Origin of the sequence: Comamonas sp. Z1 (assembly GCF_008121555.1) — a bacterium.
Lineage (GTDB): Bacteria > Pseudomonadota > Gammaproteobacteria > Burkholderiales > Burkholderiaceae_C > Comamonas > Comamonas thiooxydans.
Genome location: NZ_VOQT01000017.1, coordinates 88,031 through 100,478 on the forward strand (window position 1 = coordinate 88,031; position 12,448 = coordinate 100,478).

Annotated in this window: 18 protein-coding genes; 4 read left to right on the forward strand and 14 right to left on the reverse strand. The window is 59.7% G+C overall.

The features are described from left to right. Positions 1 to 84 precede the first annotated feature (84 nt). From FSY45_RS22530 to FSY45_RS22595, 14 genes are all read right to left on the reverse strand, one after another. A complete protein-coding gene (locus FSY45_RS22530; protein ID WP_148748384.1) occupies positions 85 to 2,364 on the reverse strand; it encodes a hypothetical protein in 2,280 nt (759 codons plus the stop codon). A gap of 11 nt (positions 2,365 to 2,375) precedes the next feature. Continuing rightward, positions 2,376 to 3,686, reverse strand: coding sequence for a PBSX family phage terminase large subunit (locus FSY45_RS22535; protein ID WP_052951105.1), 1,311 nt, complete (start codon positions 3,684 to 3,686; stop codon positions 2,376 to 2,378). Further along, positions 3,686 to 4,411, reverse strand: coding sequence for a hypothetical protein (locus FSY45_RS22540; RefSeq protein ID WP_046462286.1), 726 nt, complete (start codon positions 4,409 to 4,411; stop codon positions 3,686 to 3,688). The genes FSY45_RS22535 and FSY45_RS22540 overlap by 1 nt, the downstream gene beginning before the upstream one ends. A gap of 188 nt (positions 4,412 to 4,599) precedes the next feature. Then, the gene (locus tag FSY45_RS22545; protein WP_046462287.1) at positions 4,600 to 5,037 is read right to left on the reverse strand and encodes a hypothetical protein; all 438 of its coding nucleotides are present in this window, start codon (positions 5,035 to 5,037) and stop codon (positions 4,600 to 4,602) included. 66 nt (positions 5,038 to 5,103) lie between these two features. Next, positions 5,104 to 5,661 carry a hypothetical protein gene (locus tag FSY45_RS22550; RefSeq protein ID WP_131667142.1) on the reverse strand — a complete coding sequence of 186 codons (558 nt, stop codon included), beginning with the start codon at positions 5,659 to 5,661 and terminating at the stop codon, positions 5,104 to 5,106. A gap of 32 nt (positions 5,662 to 5,693) precedes the next feature. Continuing rightward, positions 5,694 to 6,269, reverse strand: a complete 576-nt coding sequence (locus tag FSY45_RS22555; protein ID WP_046462289.1) for a hypothetical protein — start codon at positions 6,267 to 6,269, stop codon at positions 5,694 to 5,696. Further along, positions 6,263 to 6,598, reverse strand: coding sequence for a hypothetical protein (locus tag FSY45_RS22560; protein WP_046462290.1), 336 nt, complete (start codon positions 6,596 to 6,598; stop codon positions 6,263 to 6,265). The genes FSY45_RS22555 and FSY45_RS22560 overlap by 7 nt, the downstream gene beginning before the upstream one ends. Next, positions 6,589 to 6,837, reverse strand: a complete 249-nt coding sequence (locus FSY45_RS22565) for a hypothetical protein (RefSeq protein WP_046462291.1) — start codon at positions 6,835 to 6,837, stop codon at positions 6,589 to 6,591. Before FSY45_RS22565 ends, FSY45_RS22560 begins: the two co-directional genes overlap by 10 nt. After that, a complete protein-coding gene (locus tag FSY45_RS22570) occupies positions 6,837 to 7,169 on the reverse strand; it encodes a DUF1064 domain-containing protein (protein ID WP_046462292.1) in 333 nt (110 codons plus the stop codon). Before FSY45_RS22570 ends, FSY45_RS22565 begins: the two co-directional genes overlap by 1 nt. 251 nt (positions 7,170 to 7,420) lie before the next feature. Beyond that, positions 7,421 to 7,981 carry a hypothetical protein gene (locus tag FSY45_RS22575; protein ID WP_046462294.1) on the reverse strand — a complete coding sequence of 187 codons (561 nt, stop codon included), beginning with the start codon at positions 7,979 to 7,981 and terminating at the stop codon, positions 7,421 to 7,423. Continuing rightward, positions 7,978 to 8,973, reverse strand: a complete 996-nt coding sequence (locus FSY45_RS22580) for a hypothetical protein (RefSeq protein ID WP_052951106.1) — start codon at positions 8,971 to 8,973, stop codon at positions 7,978 to 7,980. Before FSY45_RS22580 ends, FSY45_RS22575 begins: the two co-directional genes overlap by 4 nt. Next, positions 8,970 to 9,689 (reverse strand): phage antirepressor KilAC domain-containing protein, encoded by a 720-nt coding sequence (locus FSY45_RS22585; protein WP_046462295.1) that lies wholly within the window; start codon positions 9,687 to 9,689, stop codon positions 8,970 to 8,972. The genes FSY45_RS22580 and FSY45_RS22585 overlap by 4 nt, the downstream gene beginning before the upstream one ends. After that, positions 9,686 to 10,132 (reverse strand): hypothetical protein, encoded by a 447-nt coding sequence (locus tag FSY45_RS28360; RefSeq protein WP_046462296.1) that lies wholly within the window; start codon positions 10,130 to 10,132, stop codon positions 9,686 to 9,688. Before FSY45_RS28360 ends, FSY45_RS22585 begins: the two co-directional genes overlap by 4 nt. Then, the gene (locus FSY45_RS22595) at positions 10,125 to 10,406 is read right to left on the reverse strand and encodes a hypothetical protein (protein ID WP_046462297.1); all 282 of its coding nucleotides are present in this window, start codon (positions 10,404 to 10,406) and stop codon (positions 10,125 to 10,127) included. Before FSY45_RS22595 ends, FSY45_RS28360 begins: the two co-directional genes overlap by 8 nt. Before the next feature lie 92 nt (positions 10,407 to 10,498). Between FSY45_RS22595 and FSY45_RS22600 the strand changes: the two genes are divergently transcribed. The 4 genes from FSY45_RS22600 to FSY45_RS22610 all read left to right on the forward strand — a co-directional run bounded on the left by FSY45_RS22600 (position 10,499) and on the right by FSY45_RS22610 (position 12,036). Further along, positions 10,499 to 10,834 (forward strand): hypothetical protein, encoded by a 336-nt coding sequence (locus FSY45_RS22600; RefSeq protein WP_187427593.1) that lies wholly within the window; start codon positions 10,499 to 10,501, stop codon positions 10,832 to 10,834. Positions 10,835 to 11,030: 196 nt separating this feature from the next. Next, positions 11,031 to 11,165, forward strand: coding sequence for a hypothetical protein (locus FSY45_RS28365; RefSeq protein WP_255443403.1), 135 nt, complete (start codon positions 11,031 to 11,033; stop codon positions 11,163 to 11,165). A gap of 403 nt (positions 11,166 to 11,568) precedes the next feature. After that, positions 11,569 to 11,748, forward strand: a complete 180-nt coding sequence (locus FSY45_RS22605; RefSeq protein ID WP_046462299.1) for a hypothetical protein — start codon at positions 11,569 to 11,571, stop codon at positions 11,746 to 11,748. Positions 11,749 to 11,844: 96 nt separating this feature from the next. Further along, on the forward strand, positions 11,845 to 12,036 hold the full coding sequence (locus tag FSY45_RS22610; protein WP_003061342.1) for a hypothetical protein: 192 nt from the start codon (positions 11,845 to 11,847) through the stop codon (positions 12,034 to 12,036). The last annotated feature ends 412 nt before the right edge of the window (positions 12,037 to 12,448 follow it).

Consider the following 12,448-nt stretch of genomic DNA (forward strand, 5'->3'; position numbering starts at 1 on the left):
CTGTATCTCTGCGCTTTCGCGTTTCGATGGGATGAAGTGTCTCCGGGCTTCGCGGCCCGGTCTAACTCTAGTGGGGTGCAGCCTCTAATTCAGGTTGTCAGCGGTGCGCGGAGTCTCGATTCCCTGCATTCCGGTGCCCGCCTCCTGCGGTACAGGCGGATAGGCCGGGCTGGTGTTCTCCCGCACCTCTGACGCCGCGCCAGCTTCGGCAGCAGCACCGGCTGTAGCCGCGCCCTCCGGCCCTTGTCCCTGGATATAGGGGCTCTTGATGTTCATGGCCGCTGTCTGGTCTGCCGTTGGGAAATTCGGGTCATCGCCGCCAGGGTCGGGCGCCTGGTAGCCGGCCCCCTTCATGATCTCGTCCGCAATGGGCGCGATCATCGGCATCTGGGCCACCTGGGCACCGCCCTGCATGGCGCTGTATGCTGCCTGCACGCCGACCTGCACCTGCTGAGCAGCCAGAAGCTTCTCGCGCGCCGCCACTTCGCGTTCGCGCAGGTCCAGCTCGCGCACCTTGAGGTCGCGCTGCAGCTCCTGCTCGATCTGCTTGCGCAGCTGCTCGGGATCGGTCTGCCGGGTCGCTTCCTTGATCACCTTGATGATTTCTTCCTTGCGCGGCAGGTCCATCAGATCCAGCATGAACGGCATCACCACCTGCTGCATCTCAGGCGGCAAGGCCTTGACGGCTTCGGACAGAGCTGAGAGCTGCTGAGCGCGGAAGCTGGATGACGATGGCACATCCGACAAGGCCACCTTGAGGCGCGTGCGCTGCACATCATTGGACAGATAGCGCAGTCCGCCCTCCTCCACGGTTTCATTGAGCACCACGGTGCGTGGTGGGTTGATGGTGTCGCCCTCGATTACGATCACCTCGCGCTCCTCGCCCAGGCCCTCGATCTCCAGCGCCAGGATCAGCTCGCCCACCATGGCGCGCCCTTCCTTGAAGTTGTCCATCAGGTCGGCAATGCTGATCTGCGACTGCTCCACCTGGGTCTGCTCCTGCACGCCGCTGGTTGCGGTTCCCTGCTGACCTTGAAAAGCCGCGGTGATGGATCCAACACGCTGCAGCGACGCGCGACTGTCGGCCATCATCTGCAGCTGCTGGTTGTTGAGCTGAAAGTCGCGCTTGACCTCAAAGCGCGCACCCTGCTGGGCCATGGCCTGGGGGTCCAGCACAATATCCGCGTCCGGGCGGGCGATCTGGCGGCGGAACTGATCATCCGTCATGGCCACCGCCCCTTTGGTGCGCTCGGTCCGGGTGCTGGCCATGCCCCAGCGCAGCTTTGCGATGGAGCTGTTGAGGTTGTCCTGCGGAAAGATCATGTCGCGCACCAGGCCGAACGGCACGCGCGTCATGTCCTCCCGATAGCCCCAGAACGGCACATATGGGAAATGCGGGTGCGGATAAGGGCTGGCGCTGTCATGCAGCATGTGCGGGCCCATCCAGTAAGAGCGGCGCATGCGTGCCACGGTCGCGCGCTCCAGCTTGCCCTGACCGCCAGCCACGGCAGCCTGATGGGCAGGATTCGCTGCATCAAACTCAACAACCCGGCCGCCGCGCATCTTGAGCAGCACTACATTCACCCAGCGCCGATACCAGAGCTCGCCCAGACATACCTCGTCCGATTCGTGGCGGTACCAGGCCTGCTCGCGCGTGGTCCAGGCGCGATTGGCATCGGCCGCCGAAAGCAACCCCGTCGATACACCGCCCTCTGTCACATAACCGCCATAGCCACCCAGGCCGCTGACAGTCTGCGCCTGCATGATCAGTTGCGCCATGTTCTCAAAGGCGCGCGCGGTACGCTCCTTGCTGATGAAGCGCTCACGCAACAGCCAGCGCGCATCGGACAGGTCTTTCTCCGCGCCGCGCATGTCCCAATGGATTTCATTGCGGTGGATATACCGGCAGCGAGTCTTGTACTCCAGAGGGTTACTGCTGCGCGCCACCTCCACCCAGCCCAGGCCCACGGCCGCCTGCGGCTTGAACGCCTCGCTCATGGCCGCGTCCGCCTTGGAAAAGCGCTCGGCCTGGTTGAGTCGGTAGTTCAGCGCGTCCGCCACATCCTTGCCCGTGGGGTCGCCGTCCGGGGTCACTCGCCAATCTGTCCGCGTCTTGGCCTCAAACCCGCAGATCGCCGCGATGGCCGGGCCAATCACGTTCTCCTTGGCCGGCGGCACACCGGTGGCCTGCAGTCGCTTGAGCAGCTCGGTGCTCAACTGATTGCCGTCCGCGTAGTCCGCCTCCTTGTCTGCGGCCGCGCGCCAGGGTGGCTGGTCAATGCATTCCTGCACGATCTTGGCGTATTCCAGCACGGTCATGGGCTCGCCCAGATCCGCGTTTTGAGGGGGCTTGATGTATTGCATGGTTGCTCTCACTAGCGCCAGTCGGGCGCGTCGGCTTCTTGGTAGTCGTCGTTGGCGCTGGGAATGCCAGGCATCTGCGGCACCCACAGCGCCACATAGCGCATGCAGTCCGCGCCATGGCTGAACTCGTCGTGCAGCGGCTCCATGGGCTCATTGGTGACGGCATGGATGCGCCGCTGGTAGCGCTTCAGGCACTCCAGCAGGCGCGCGGTCTTGGTGGCATCGAAGTAGCAGCGCGGCATCAGCATGCGGACCTGCTTGATGCCCTCTTCCACATCCGTGGCGCGCGGCTGCACCATGACCGAGCGCCGCCCCAGCTCTCGCAGCAGCTGCTCCGTGCTCTTGCCGGTCTGAAAATTCTTGGTCTTGCCGTCATGCGGCAGATAGTCCGTGCCCCAGCGATACGACAGCTTCTCCAGCTTGGCCACGTACCAGTCCAGCGTGCGGTGGCTGTCCTCGATGTGGCCGATGATCCGCACATCCTGGGGGCCGCGCTGCACCAGGGCAATGCTCATGGCATCGTTCCACCCCAGATCCCAGACCGTGTGCACAGGCAGCGTCGGGTCATAGGGAACATCGCGCGCCCGGTTGTCCAGATAGACCGACTCCATTTCATGGCGGTAGATCGCGCCGGCAGCCACGCGCCGCGCCTTACCTTCCCAGATATGGGCGTAGTCATCGGCCAACATGGTGCGCTTGGCCTTGCGCCGTTCTTCATCCAGCACGCGCGGAAACCAGGGGTTGTCGCGCCAGTTGATCTCTACCACCCAGGTATCGGGGCTGGGCGTGGCGATGAACCGCTGGTAGGTTTCATCCGTCTCCATGTCCGGATTCAGGGTCAGCCATATCTCGCTGCCTTCTTTCCGAATCGTGGGGATCAGTGTGTCCCAGGACTTCTTGCTCACGCCATGGGCTTCTTCCACCCACACGATGTCGCAGCCCTCGAAGGACTTGATGGAGTCCACGGTGTGGCTCTGCAGACCTGAAAACAGAAACAGCGAGCCATTGATGCCGCGCACCTCGGTTTCCAGCACCTCAAAGAAGGCGTGCAGGTTCAGCCGCGCGATCACATCCTTGAGCAGCTGGTGCACCGACTGCTTGATGGACTTCTGAATCTCGCGGGTGCAGAGCACACGCAGGGGCCGGCTGGCGGCCATCACCAGCAGCACGGCCGCCACGGTCCAAGACTTGCCGCCGCCGCGCCCGCCGTGCATGACCTTGTAGCGCTTGGGATCCCAGATGCCGGCCAACTTCTCAGGGATGGCCAGCACCGGCACCTCGGGCATGCCTTGCGCTGTTGAGGGGATAGGAGCCAGCTTCATTACTGCTCATCCTCATCGGGCTCGTGCACTGGCGCTTTCACATGCACGATCTGAATGGCGGGCGGCACATAACCAGCAGTACCAGGTGCAGGCTCGTCCTTTTCCTTGTCATCCATGCCAAAGGCCGTGCGCTCCATGTCCACCAGCATGCGCAGGCTCTCGGAAAGAGTCTTCATGGTCTTGGAGCGCTCAGGCAGGCTGATGACCTTGTGGTACAGGTCATTGAGCCGATCAATCCCGTTTTCGTCGGGGTTGCGCATGTTCTCGCCCAACTGCTCCAGCAGGGCTACGGTGTCGGCGTCAGCCTGCTGCTCCAGCTCGTCCAAGAGCGCATTGGTGATGCGCCGAGCACGGTGAATGTCACGGCGGTGGGCCAGCCGCACATCGGCAATGGCCTGTGCATTGGCATCGACTACGGCACGCTCTGCAGCTCTGGTTTCCTTGGATACCTCGCTGGATACTGCCGCTTTGGATACCAGCGCATCCGCCTTGCGCTGGATTTTCTCGGACAGGTCACGCTCCCATCCGTCGCGCTTTGCTCTCTTATTTATAGCGCCGTGCGTAATACCGTTCTCATCTGCGATCTGACGCAGCGTTTTTACGCCAGCACGGTAATCAAGCTCGATGCGTTCCCAATCGGCGGGCGCACCCTTGCCGGCCTCCTTCGCGCCAGGGACCGACTGGGTACTCTTTTTAGGTTTGGATACTGCCTCACTGGATGCCATGGATCCAATGCTGCTGGCAGACTTACCTTATGGCGAACCCTAGCAGGGTCATGCTTTGACTTTACGAGTCTGCATGCACCTTGACCCAGGGTTGAGCTACCACTCTTGGGCGCAACTTATCGGCCGGACCCCGCTCCGGTGCTTGACTCAAGCAACTCACAGCATGCGAGTCAACAAAGCAACTCACTTTAGGCAAATATTTCGTCAATCTTGCCTTGAAGTTTTCTGATTTCTTGGTCTATTGCAGGCAGAGAGTGCGGTATCAAATCTACGATTTGCGCTCTCCCTTGGACCTGGAAGAATGCTGGCAGCTCACCTATTAGTGCGCCGGATTGGTACAGGCTCTCCAAATTGCGCTTAACAACGCTGTGGGTGCTCTCCATTGCTAAGAAATCCTCGTCAGATGCTTCCCAGGGATTCACCAAGACCCTCCTCAGTTGAAAAAGGGTCTCCTTGGTGGACCTAAGCAGAATCAAATCATCTTGATGCCTTGTAAGCTTCTTCTGAAACTCAAGGGCCTGAGTGGCGGCTATTTGCGACTTCCAGGCAGCAATAGCAGAGGCAACTGCAGCAATGGTTGCAAGAATCGGGACAGCAATCGTTGTGACCGCAGTATTGAGTTCCATAAATAGGCAAGTTGAAATTATGAAGATTACTGGGGACCTTTGTTCGCCCCCTTGCAATCCTAATTCCTACCGGACCAACTCAAGGCTTTGCTGTGCCGTGTTCCCCGACTGAGATGCCTTAAGCGCTTTATACCGGCGCTCCACATCCCTGACCTGTTGGGCCATTTCCACCATGCGCGTCTCCATCTCCTGCACGCGCTCCAGCGCAGAAGCCTCCAGCGCCTTGCCTGCCAGCATAGGCGCCAGTTGACGCGCCTCGGCCGGCACCAGCGTCATTACCTCATCGCCCTTCTCGATCTTGTAAATCCCGTTGGGCATGACCGTGCAAGAGACAGCTTGTGCAGCCACATGCTGGTGCAGTGGCCGGTAGCACTGCTTCAGCGGGCTGATCATGCCCTCGCCTCGCAGCACCTTGATGCGGTCATCCACCGTGGTGGGCTTGAGCCCCGTCATCGCCACGATTCGCTCGCGCGTAGGCTCTCCGCCCGCGTCGTGAATCTGCCTGATTGCCTCAAACACCAGCATGAGCGTCGGCGTTTCCTCCGTGGTTCCCAGGTCCACGCCCCCATCACGGGCGCGGTGTGTCGATGTTCCAGAGGTTTGCTTTGCTTGTGTGGAATTCATTGATGCTCCAGGGTATTCGGTTCTTACGCTTATCAGGCCCACAGGGGCAGCTTCCTGGGCCAGAGCCCAGCTTTTAGGATTTGCTCGCGGGTGAAGCGGCCGGCTTCAATGCCGTACTCACGATGGGCCTCTCGCCCTCCGCTCTCCAGCAATCGATACTGGTCATACGCCACATGGCAGCCTTCAATGCCAGGGCGACTGCAGCAGAGCGGGAAGCCTGTGCGGTCGTCGGTCTTGAGGCCCAGGCCCTTGCCGTAGTTCAGGTGCGCGTGCTGGCTATAGCCGCTGATGCCGCACCAAAAGCAAGGCAGCTCTGCCACCAGACGGCGGTAGGGCTCGCTCTCGATGACGTTCTCTTTCAGCACAGCTATGCCTGTCGTGCCAGCCCCGGGAGCCATGGTCACGTTCTGGGGCACCAAGTCGGCCGTTGCAAGGGCGCTCTCGATCTGGCGGGCGGCGCGCTCAGCAAGGCGCTGCTCTCGGCTGTCAGCCTGGCCAGGCTCGCAGTGGTGGCCTTCGTCCTGATCGTCACGGAGCCCAGCGCCAGCCCGGCCGCCGTGAGACTTGAAGCCCTTGCCGGGCTTTAGGGGGACGCGGCGCATCAGCATGGCAGCACCTCCAAGGTGCGGTCATCCAAAAATGCAGCCAGCCGCTTTCCATCCGGAGCGGTAATGCAAACGCTGAAGGTCTTTTCAAATTCGTATCGCACATAGCGCACCTGATACACGCCGCAGCGCCTTGCAAAGCTGTCCTGCAAGATACAGCGGGCCCTTTCCAGTGGGCAAAACTGGAGGGCGATCTGAAGCCCTGACACTGCAGCATTCAAGAACGAATAGAGCTCCACCAGCACGCTGTTTTGCTTTCGCGCTACAGCGGCGGTTCGGCGGTTGAAGCGAGTGCGGACCACGGTTGGATTCTTGCGGACGATCAGTACCATGCTCGCCCCCTATCCTCTACCGCCACCAGGCTGCCGTAGTCATCGACCACGCATACAGTGCGAGCACCAACCTGAACCGGGTTGCAGCAGCGATTACTCATCCAGCGCTCAATCAGGTAGCGGCCATCGTTCAAGCGCTCATAGGTCGGCCACACCAGCCGGGTGATGCGCGATGTGCTGGCGGGCTTGCGCTGGCCGGCCAACGGCACCTGCTTGCCGAAAAAGGCGATGTCCACCATCAGAACACCTCCTTATCCCAGCCGCCGCCGTCCTTCTTTGCTTTTTTCTTGATAGCAATAAACTCAATAGGGAAAAGCGATGCAGCTACTTTTGTCTTAACTCGCGCGTCATCCGTCCAGTAGCCCTTGACCTCATGAGCCTGCAATTGGCCATCGGCCAGCATCACCATGAAGTCGGGCGTGTAGCGGGTGTCGTCGGCCAGCTTGAACGTCATGCCTTCAAACTTGAACCATGCGATTTCCCCGGCGTGCTGGCGCTGAGTCAAGTGGTCGTGATAGGCCTGCTCCGTGCCATTCATCTCGCCGGCCTTCATACGGCCCTTGGCGTACATGGCCGCCTTCGGGTCCTTCGCAGCTACTTGGGCTTGAGGTCGTCCGGACTTGGCCGGAACCCCAGGCGCTTGAGCTCGGCCTTGACCGCTTCCCGCATTCCCAGCCAAAGGCCGTGCCCATGTGTCACGGATTCCTCTTCCAACTCCAAGGCCCTTTGCCTTGAGTAGTGCCACCATCCCGGCGTCATTGCCAGCTGCACGAGATGGTCCCTGGCTTCCAGGTAGTGCGGTGGTAGATCGTTTGGCATTCATCACCTGCGCTCCTGCTTCATAGTCACCGCCTCGGCGCCAAGCACTTCAATGGCCGACTTGAGGGAGAACTGCGTCAGCGTTTTGTCTCCAGCAAGATGACGTGCCCAAATCTTGCGGAACTGGTCTTTCCCATCGCCAACAGGCTTGATATGGACCTCCACGCGCTCCAGCTTTGGCGGTGGCAACATGGGTAGGCCGTGTTCCTCAAAGTAGTTCTTACGCGGCGTCAAGGCCTCGCAGACCTTCACAAACTGGGGAAGACTCGGCGGGAACTCAGGGCTCTCGCGCTGGGCGTTCCGAGAGGCCGTCTCGATTACGTCATCCGCGAATTCGGCCAGGGCGGCATCCCAGACCAGCTGCGCGGCGCGCATACCCTTGTCCTCACGGCGTTCGTTCAGCTCTCCGGTGCTGAACTTGGCCAGGAAGGCTGTGCCGTAGGCGCTCTGCAGCACCACAAACAGCTTGCGGGTGCGAATGGATGCCTCTGGGCGCTGGGCCTGCTGCTCGCCACCCTGCAGGGCATGCTGAGCCAGATCTGCAATCTCGTAGCTGCGGTTCATAGCTCGATCCCGTCAAAAATGGCTTTGCCAGCGCCTGCAAACTTGTGGCTTGCGGCCGGGGCCAGAGATGGGGGCGGTGTGCTCGCGCCGGTATTCTGCTGGGTGGCCCACTTCTGGGCATGGCTCAGCAGCAGGCCCACGGGATGCAGCTGATCGCAGATGAACTTCTCTTCGACACGGCGCACGTAGTGCACGGCAATGCGGGGCGCCCGCTCCGCGCCCACCTTGTCGATGAACTTGATGATTTGCCCTGCAACGGACTCGTTCCACAGAGGCCAGTCCTTGTAGCGCCCCTGGTAGGCAATCGCATAGGCCACCCAGGTCTTGTGGCTCTTGGTGCTCTCGCCGGGATAGCGCAGCTCGCCGGGGATGACATGGGTCACGCCGTTGGGGGCCTTCACCATCATCGGCTTGACCTCCTTGGGTTCCTTGACCTCCTTTTGCTTCTTCGGCTCTTTCTCCTTCGCAGCCTTGGCTGCAATAGAGGGAGTCTCTGTAGGAGTCTTATGTGGAGTCTCTGTATTAATAACGGACTGCGTTTGGCGCAGTTCGTCGAGCGACGAATCAGCAGCCCCCGGAGTGCGTTCGGCGTCATCCCCGGACTGCGCTTTGGGTTGTTCCCGAACTGCGTTTTCGTCGTTCGGGGAATGCGCTTTTGTTTGTGCCTCGGTCCAGGCGTCAAAAGCAGCGTCCACGGCGTCCAGATTCAGGCGGTAATAGACACGGTGCTCCAGGCGGCGGTGTGTCTCGACCAGAAAGCCAGCCTCGCGCAGTTGCTTGCGCGCGGTGACCTGCTCACGGTAGGACAGGCCTGTCTCTTCGGTGAACTGCTCAGAACTCTTGTGCGTGCCCAGGTCGCTCTCGCCGCGCTGGCTCCAGTAGTGCAGCTGCGCGAACAGAATGGCCACGTTCACGGAGCCGAAGAAGCGCGCCAGGCGCGGGTAATAGGCCACGGGATGGCCCACATTGGTCAGGGATGCGGAAAGGCTCATGTGCTGGCGCTGCCTTCCTGCGCCAGCCGCGCCTTATGTGTGCCCCACAGACCCGCGATCCACTCCACGCCCTTCGGGGTGAACTTGGCTTGTGCGTAGGCATGCTCATTGCGCGGTGCCGTGCCCGTCTTCACCTTGAAGCGGCCGGCAGCCAGGTGCTCAGCATGAGGTGTCATCTTCCCGGCAAGGCGATACATGATCTTTGCCCGCGCCAGGAACTCGCTGAACTCATGTTCATTGGCACCTAGCAGCTTGCAGACCTCGCGAAAGCCTTTTTCGCCGCTGGTGGCTGCGACATAGCGATCGACAAAGGCGACCTTTGGCGCGGCCAGTGCCAGCTGCTCCTGCTGGGCTTCGAGCTGCTCTGCCTGCTCTGCCGCCAGGCGCAGCGCCTGGGCCATGGTCTGGGGTAGCTTGGGAGACTGCTGAGCCTCCAGCTCCTGCCAGCGCGCAATCACACGGCGGCGCAGCACCACGCTGTAGCCAGCCAGCAGCGTGTAGGTCAGCTCGCGGCCCAGATGAAAAGCCGTGGTGTAGCCTCGGCCGTCCTGGTCCTCGCACACATGCTCCAGTTCTGGATCATCTTGCAGGCCGTCCAACATCGCGCGAATGTCGCGGTTCACATGGCCCAGTTCCTTACCCGTCAGATCCGCAATCTCGCGGCTGCTCATGGTCAGCGGCACGGCCGCCGGCGTCATGGTCGAAGTCAGATTCATTGCTTGCGGTCCCCCATAGATTCGGGGCCCCCAAATGGACCTATGAGCCGAGCCATTGCATCAATACGATTGGCTTCATGGTTCATCTTCTCCATCACCATTTGCCGATACGTCTTGCCATGCACCAGGGCGTAGATGCAGTCGCGAAGCACGCATGCGGTATCCAGGCCGCGCGCAGCGCAGTACTGCAACCACAGGCTATAGGTGACGTCATCAATCTTGGTTTTGACGGCGCAGATCAGCTTTCCCAGAGGGCCGGCGATGCCACGGGCAAACATCGGTGGGGAATCATCACCAGCCAGATGTTCGATCGCGTGATCCAGGACTTCCTGCGCGTCCTCGGCGGGCAGCCCCTTGATCGCGTCCAGAACAGCAACGAGCGCCGTGTTCTGAGCCTTGGACAGGTGCGGGAGTTGCGCGATGCGCTTGGTGGAATCAGTCATTGCCTGCTCCCTTCGCATCTGCCGCCCCACGCGCAAGCTCGGGCCAGATTTGTTCCCAGTCTTTGGGATACCAAACCTGGCGCGGCACTGCGCCCTGGGTTGCCTGCTCAATGGCAACCGCAGTTATCGGCTTCGGACGGCGAATACCGTCCCGCCAATGACGAATCTGATCGTCCTTCTTAGCCCCGACGCTCTCGCGGAGCTGGGCGATGGAGAGTGCACCTTCGGACTCAAGGTACGTCCTCAGTTCAAGGCATGGCGTAAGTTTGCTCATGCGCCGATTCTATATCTTTTGATACTTTTTGCGCACCTTTTGATATGCCATCAGATATGTACCATAAGATACGGTCTATCTATCCTGTTCGGATGGACAAAGATGCTGTTGAGACCTTCAGAAAAGAGCGCCTGGCTGCGCTAGCTGATCACATGGGTGGACGCGCCGCCCTGGGTCGCGCTCTGGGGTACAAAGATGGTGGTTACGTGAACCACATGATTTCCGGCATTCGGCCGATCACCGAAAAAACTATCGTGCTCTGCGAGCAACTGCCTGGCGCAACAGGCTGGTTTAGCGACACGAAGTTTCAAGAGCGCGCGCTATCACGGGAAGTGGTTGCAGCCATCGCAAAGTTGGAGCCCGCAGAGGTAAGGCGCATAGAAAACCTGCTGCGAGGCATGCTCGATCTTCCCCAAACACGCGCGTAACACCCGTTTTTTTGACTTTCCAACAAATTGACAAACTTGCTGCGCCCATGAATACTGTACGGAACAACAGTATTTTTACGAGGTTCTAGTGAGCAGCAGCCCCTCCCCAGAGGAGTCAGTAACGCTATTCCACCACGGTGGGGGCACGCTGTGCCTGCCTACGAGGCAAGAGAGGGAAGCGTTCTGCCGAGGGCGCATGGAAACGGCTGCGGACTTGGCTGAGCTTTGCGCCAGCAACATCAAAGATGAAAACGCAAGTCTGCATACGACACTGCGGCTCATTGCCAGCATGCTTCATGAAGCAAATGAAGCCATGGCCACCGGAAGTTGAGAACCAAATGATGTAAGCAGCCGACACTCGTCGGCTTTTTTTTGGCTCAAGAAGTATCTTTTGATATTGCATCAATCGATATCATTTGATACATTTAAACCTGTCGAACAACAAAGCGACGGGTGCCAAGTGATCGAGCCAGCACCTCAGGTCCTTAAAAAGCCAGAGATTCAATGCACGTCGTGAGACACGCTGCGCCCCGATGACTTACCGGAACGCGCCGCGACTCTGCCGCCCCGAAGCGGTGGATGGTGCACACACGGCGCAGATAGTGATCTGCATAAAGCTGCCAGAGCGAAGCGCAAGCCAGTGACAGTGGGAGATATGCGCCGCCACCCGGAGCGCATCCGGGGTTCAAACGAAAGCCTTGCTAGCAGCGCTTTCATTTGAGTACAGTGAATCCATGACACGCATAAACACCACCGAAATTTGGGAGCGACACGGCTACAGAGTCGAGCGCATTGAGCAAGCCATGGGCGCGCCCCAACGCAATGTCTATGGCCCTGATGGCGTGCTGCTGATCGAGGACGCTGAGTACACCCAGGAGACTGAAGCACTGCGCGACCTTGGATTGATCGACTGATCGCGGCTGCAGCTGCGCCAACATGGCTGGCGTCTATTTTTCAAGGGCACCGTTTAAGGTCATTTAAAAGAGTACCGTGGGACAAGGCAGTCAATCTTGACCAGCCGCCTTAGACCGGAGGTCTATTTGTCAGGTAACCCCATCCCCATCTCCACCCCATCCTTTTTGGACACCTTGAAGCTGATGTTTTTTATTACCGACGGGCTCCCAGCTCCGCAGCAACAAGGCAAACCTCGCGTCCCGAAAGAAAAGAATGAGGAAGAGCAGCAGCAGCAACGCAAGCAGTAGCGAAAAAAAGAGCTACTTTTCTAACTCAGGCTTGTCCCAGATGCCTTGAGCAACCGCCTCAACGCGAGCACACCAGCCACCTCCGGGTGGCTTTTGCTTGCGCCGTTTAAGGTCTTTTAAAAGCGTAATGTGGGTGCATGCAAGTCCTCTTGATTTGCAGCTTTAGACCGGAGGTCTATATGTTCCCACTCCTTGTGTACCAAAGATATGTCGCGTTTTGGCATGACATGTGGTCGATCATCCTTGAGCCCATCTCTGAGCTCCCACCAAGCCCTTCAAGCTTCGATCAAGAGTGTTAATTTCCACGCATAACTGACCCGCCGGGGGTGCGGACAAAAACTTGGACTACCAGGAGGTAGTTCATGTACTCATACGCAGACAGGATTCGTGCAGTTGAGCTTTACATCAAGCT

What these genes read in the sequence shown, in the direction of transcription:
- FSY45_RS22565 (WP_046462291.1), bottom strand. Translation starts at nt 6,837, where the DNA reads ATGGTGGACATCGCCTTTTTCGGCAAGCAGGTGCCGTTGGCCGGCCAG.
- FSY45_RS22550 (WP_131667142.1), bottom strand. Translation starts at nt 5,661, where the DNA reads ATGAATTCCACACAAGCAAAGCAAACCTCTGGAACATCGACACACCGC.
- FSY45_RS28360 (WP_046462296.1), bottom strand. Translation starts at nt 10,132, where the DNA reads ATGACTGATTCCACCAAGCGCATCGCGCAACTCCCGCACCTGTCCAAG.
- FSY45_RS22545 (WP_046462287.1), bottom strand. Translation starts at nt 5,037, where the DNA reads ATGGAACTCAATACTGCGGTCACAACGATTGCTGTCCCGATTCTTGCA.
- FSY45_RS22530 (WP_148748384.1), bottom strand. Translation starts at nt 2,364, where the DNA reads ATGCAATACATCAAGCCCCCTCAAAACGCGGATCTGGGCGAGCCCATG.
- FSY45_RS22560 (WP_046462290.1), bottom strand. Translation starts at nt 6,598, where the DNA reads ATGGTACTGATCGTCCGCAAGAATCCAACCGTGGTCCGCACTCGCTTC.
- FSY45_RS22555 (WP_046462289.1), bottom strand. Translation starts at nt 6,269, where the DNA reads ATGCTGATGCGCCGCGTCCCCCTAAAGCCCGGCAAGGGCTTCAAGTCT.
- FSY45_RS22570 (WP_046462292.1), bottom strand. Translation starts at nt 7,169, where the DNA reads ATGTACGCCAAGGGCCGTATGAAGGCCGGCGAGATGAATGGCACGGAG.
- FSY45_RS22540 (WP_046462286.1), bottom strand. Translation starts at nt 4,411, where the DNA reads ATGGCATCCAGTGAGGCAGTATCCAAACCTAAAAAGAGTACCCAGTCG.
- FSY45_RS22575 (WP_046462294.1), bottom strand. Translation starts at nt 7,981, where the DNA reads ATGAACCGCAGCTACGAGATTGCAGATCTGGCTCAGCATGCCCTGCAG.
- FSY45_RS28365 (WP_255443403.1), top strand. Translation starts at nt 11,031, where the DNA reads ATGGAAACGGCTGCGGACTTGGCTGAGCTTTGCGCCAGCAACATCAAA.
- FSY45_RS22605 (WP_046462299.1), top strand. Translation starts at nt 11,569, where the DNA reads ATGACACGCATAAACACCACCGAAATTTGGGAGCGACACGGCTACAGA.
- FSY45_RS22585 (WP_046462295.1), bottom strand. Translation starts at nt 9,689, where the DNA reads ATGAATCTGACTTCGACCATGACGCCGGCGGCCGTGCCGCTGACCATG.
- FSY45_RS22600 (WP_187427593.1), top strand. Translation starts at nt 10,499, where the DNA reads ATGGACAAAGATGCTGTTGAGACCTTCAGAAAAGAGCGCCTGGCTGCG.
- FSY45_RS22580 (WP_052951106.1), bottom strand. Translation starts at nt 8,973, where the DNA reads ATGAGCCTTTCCGCATCCCTGACCAATGTGGGCCATCCCGTGGCCTAT.
- FSY45_RS22595 (WP_046462297.1), bottom strand. Translation starts at nt 10,406, where the DNA reads ATGAGCAAACTTACGCCATGCCTTGAACTGAGGACGTACCTTGAGTCC.
- FSY45_RS22535 (WP_052951105.1), bottom strand. Translation starts at nt 3,686, where the DNA reads ATGAAGCTGGCTCCTATCCCCTCAACAGCGCAAGGCATGCCCGAGGTG.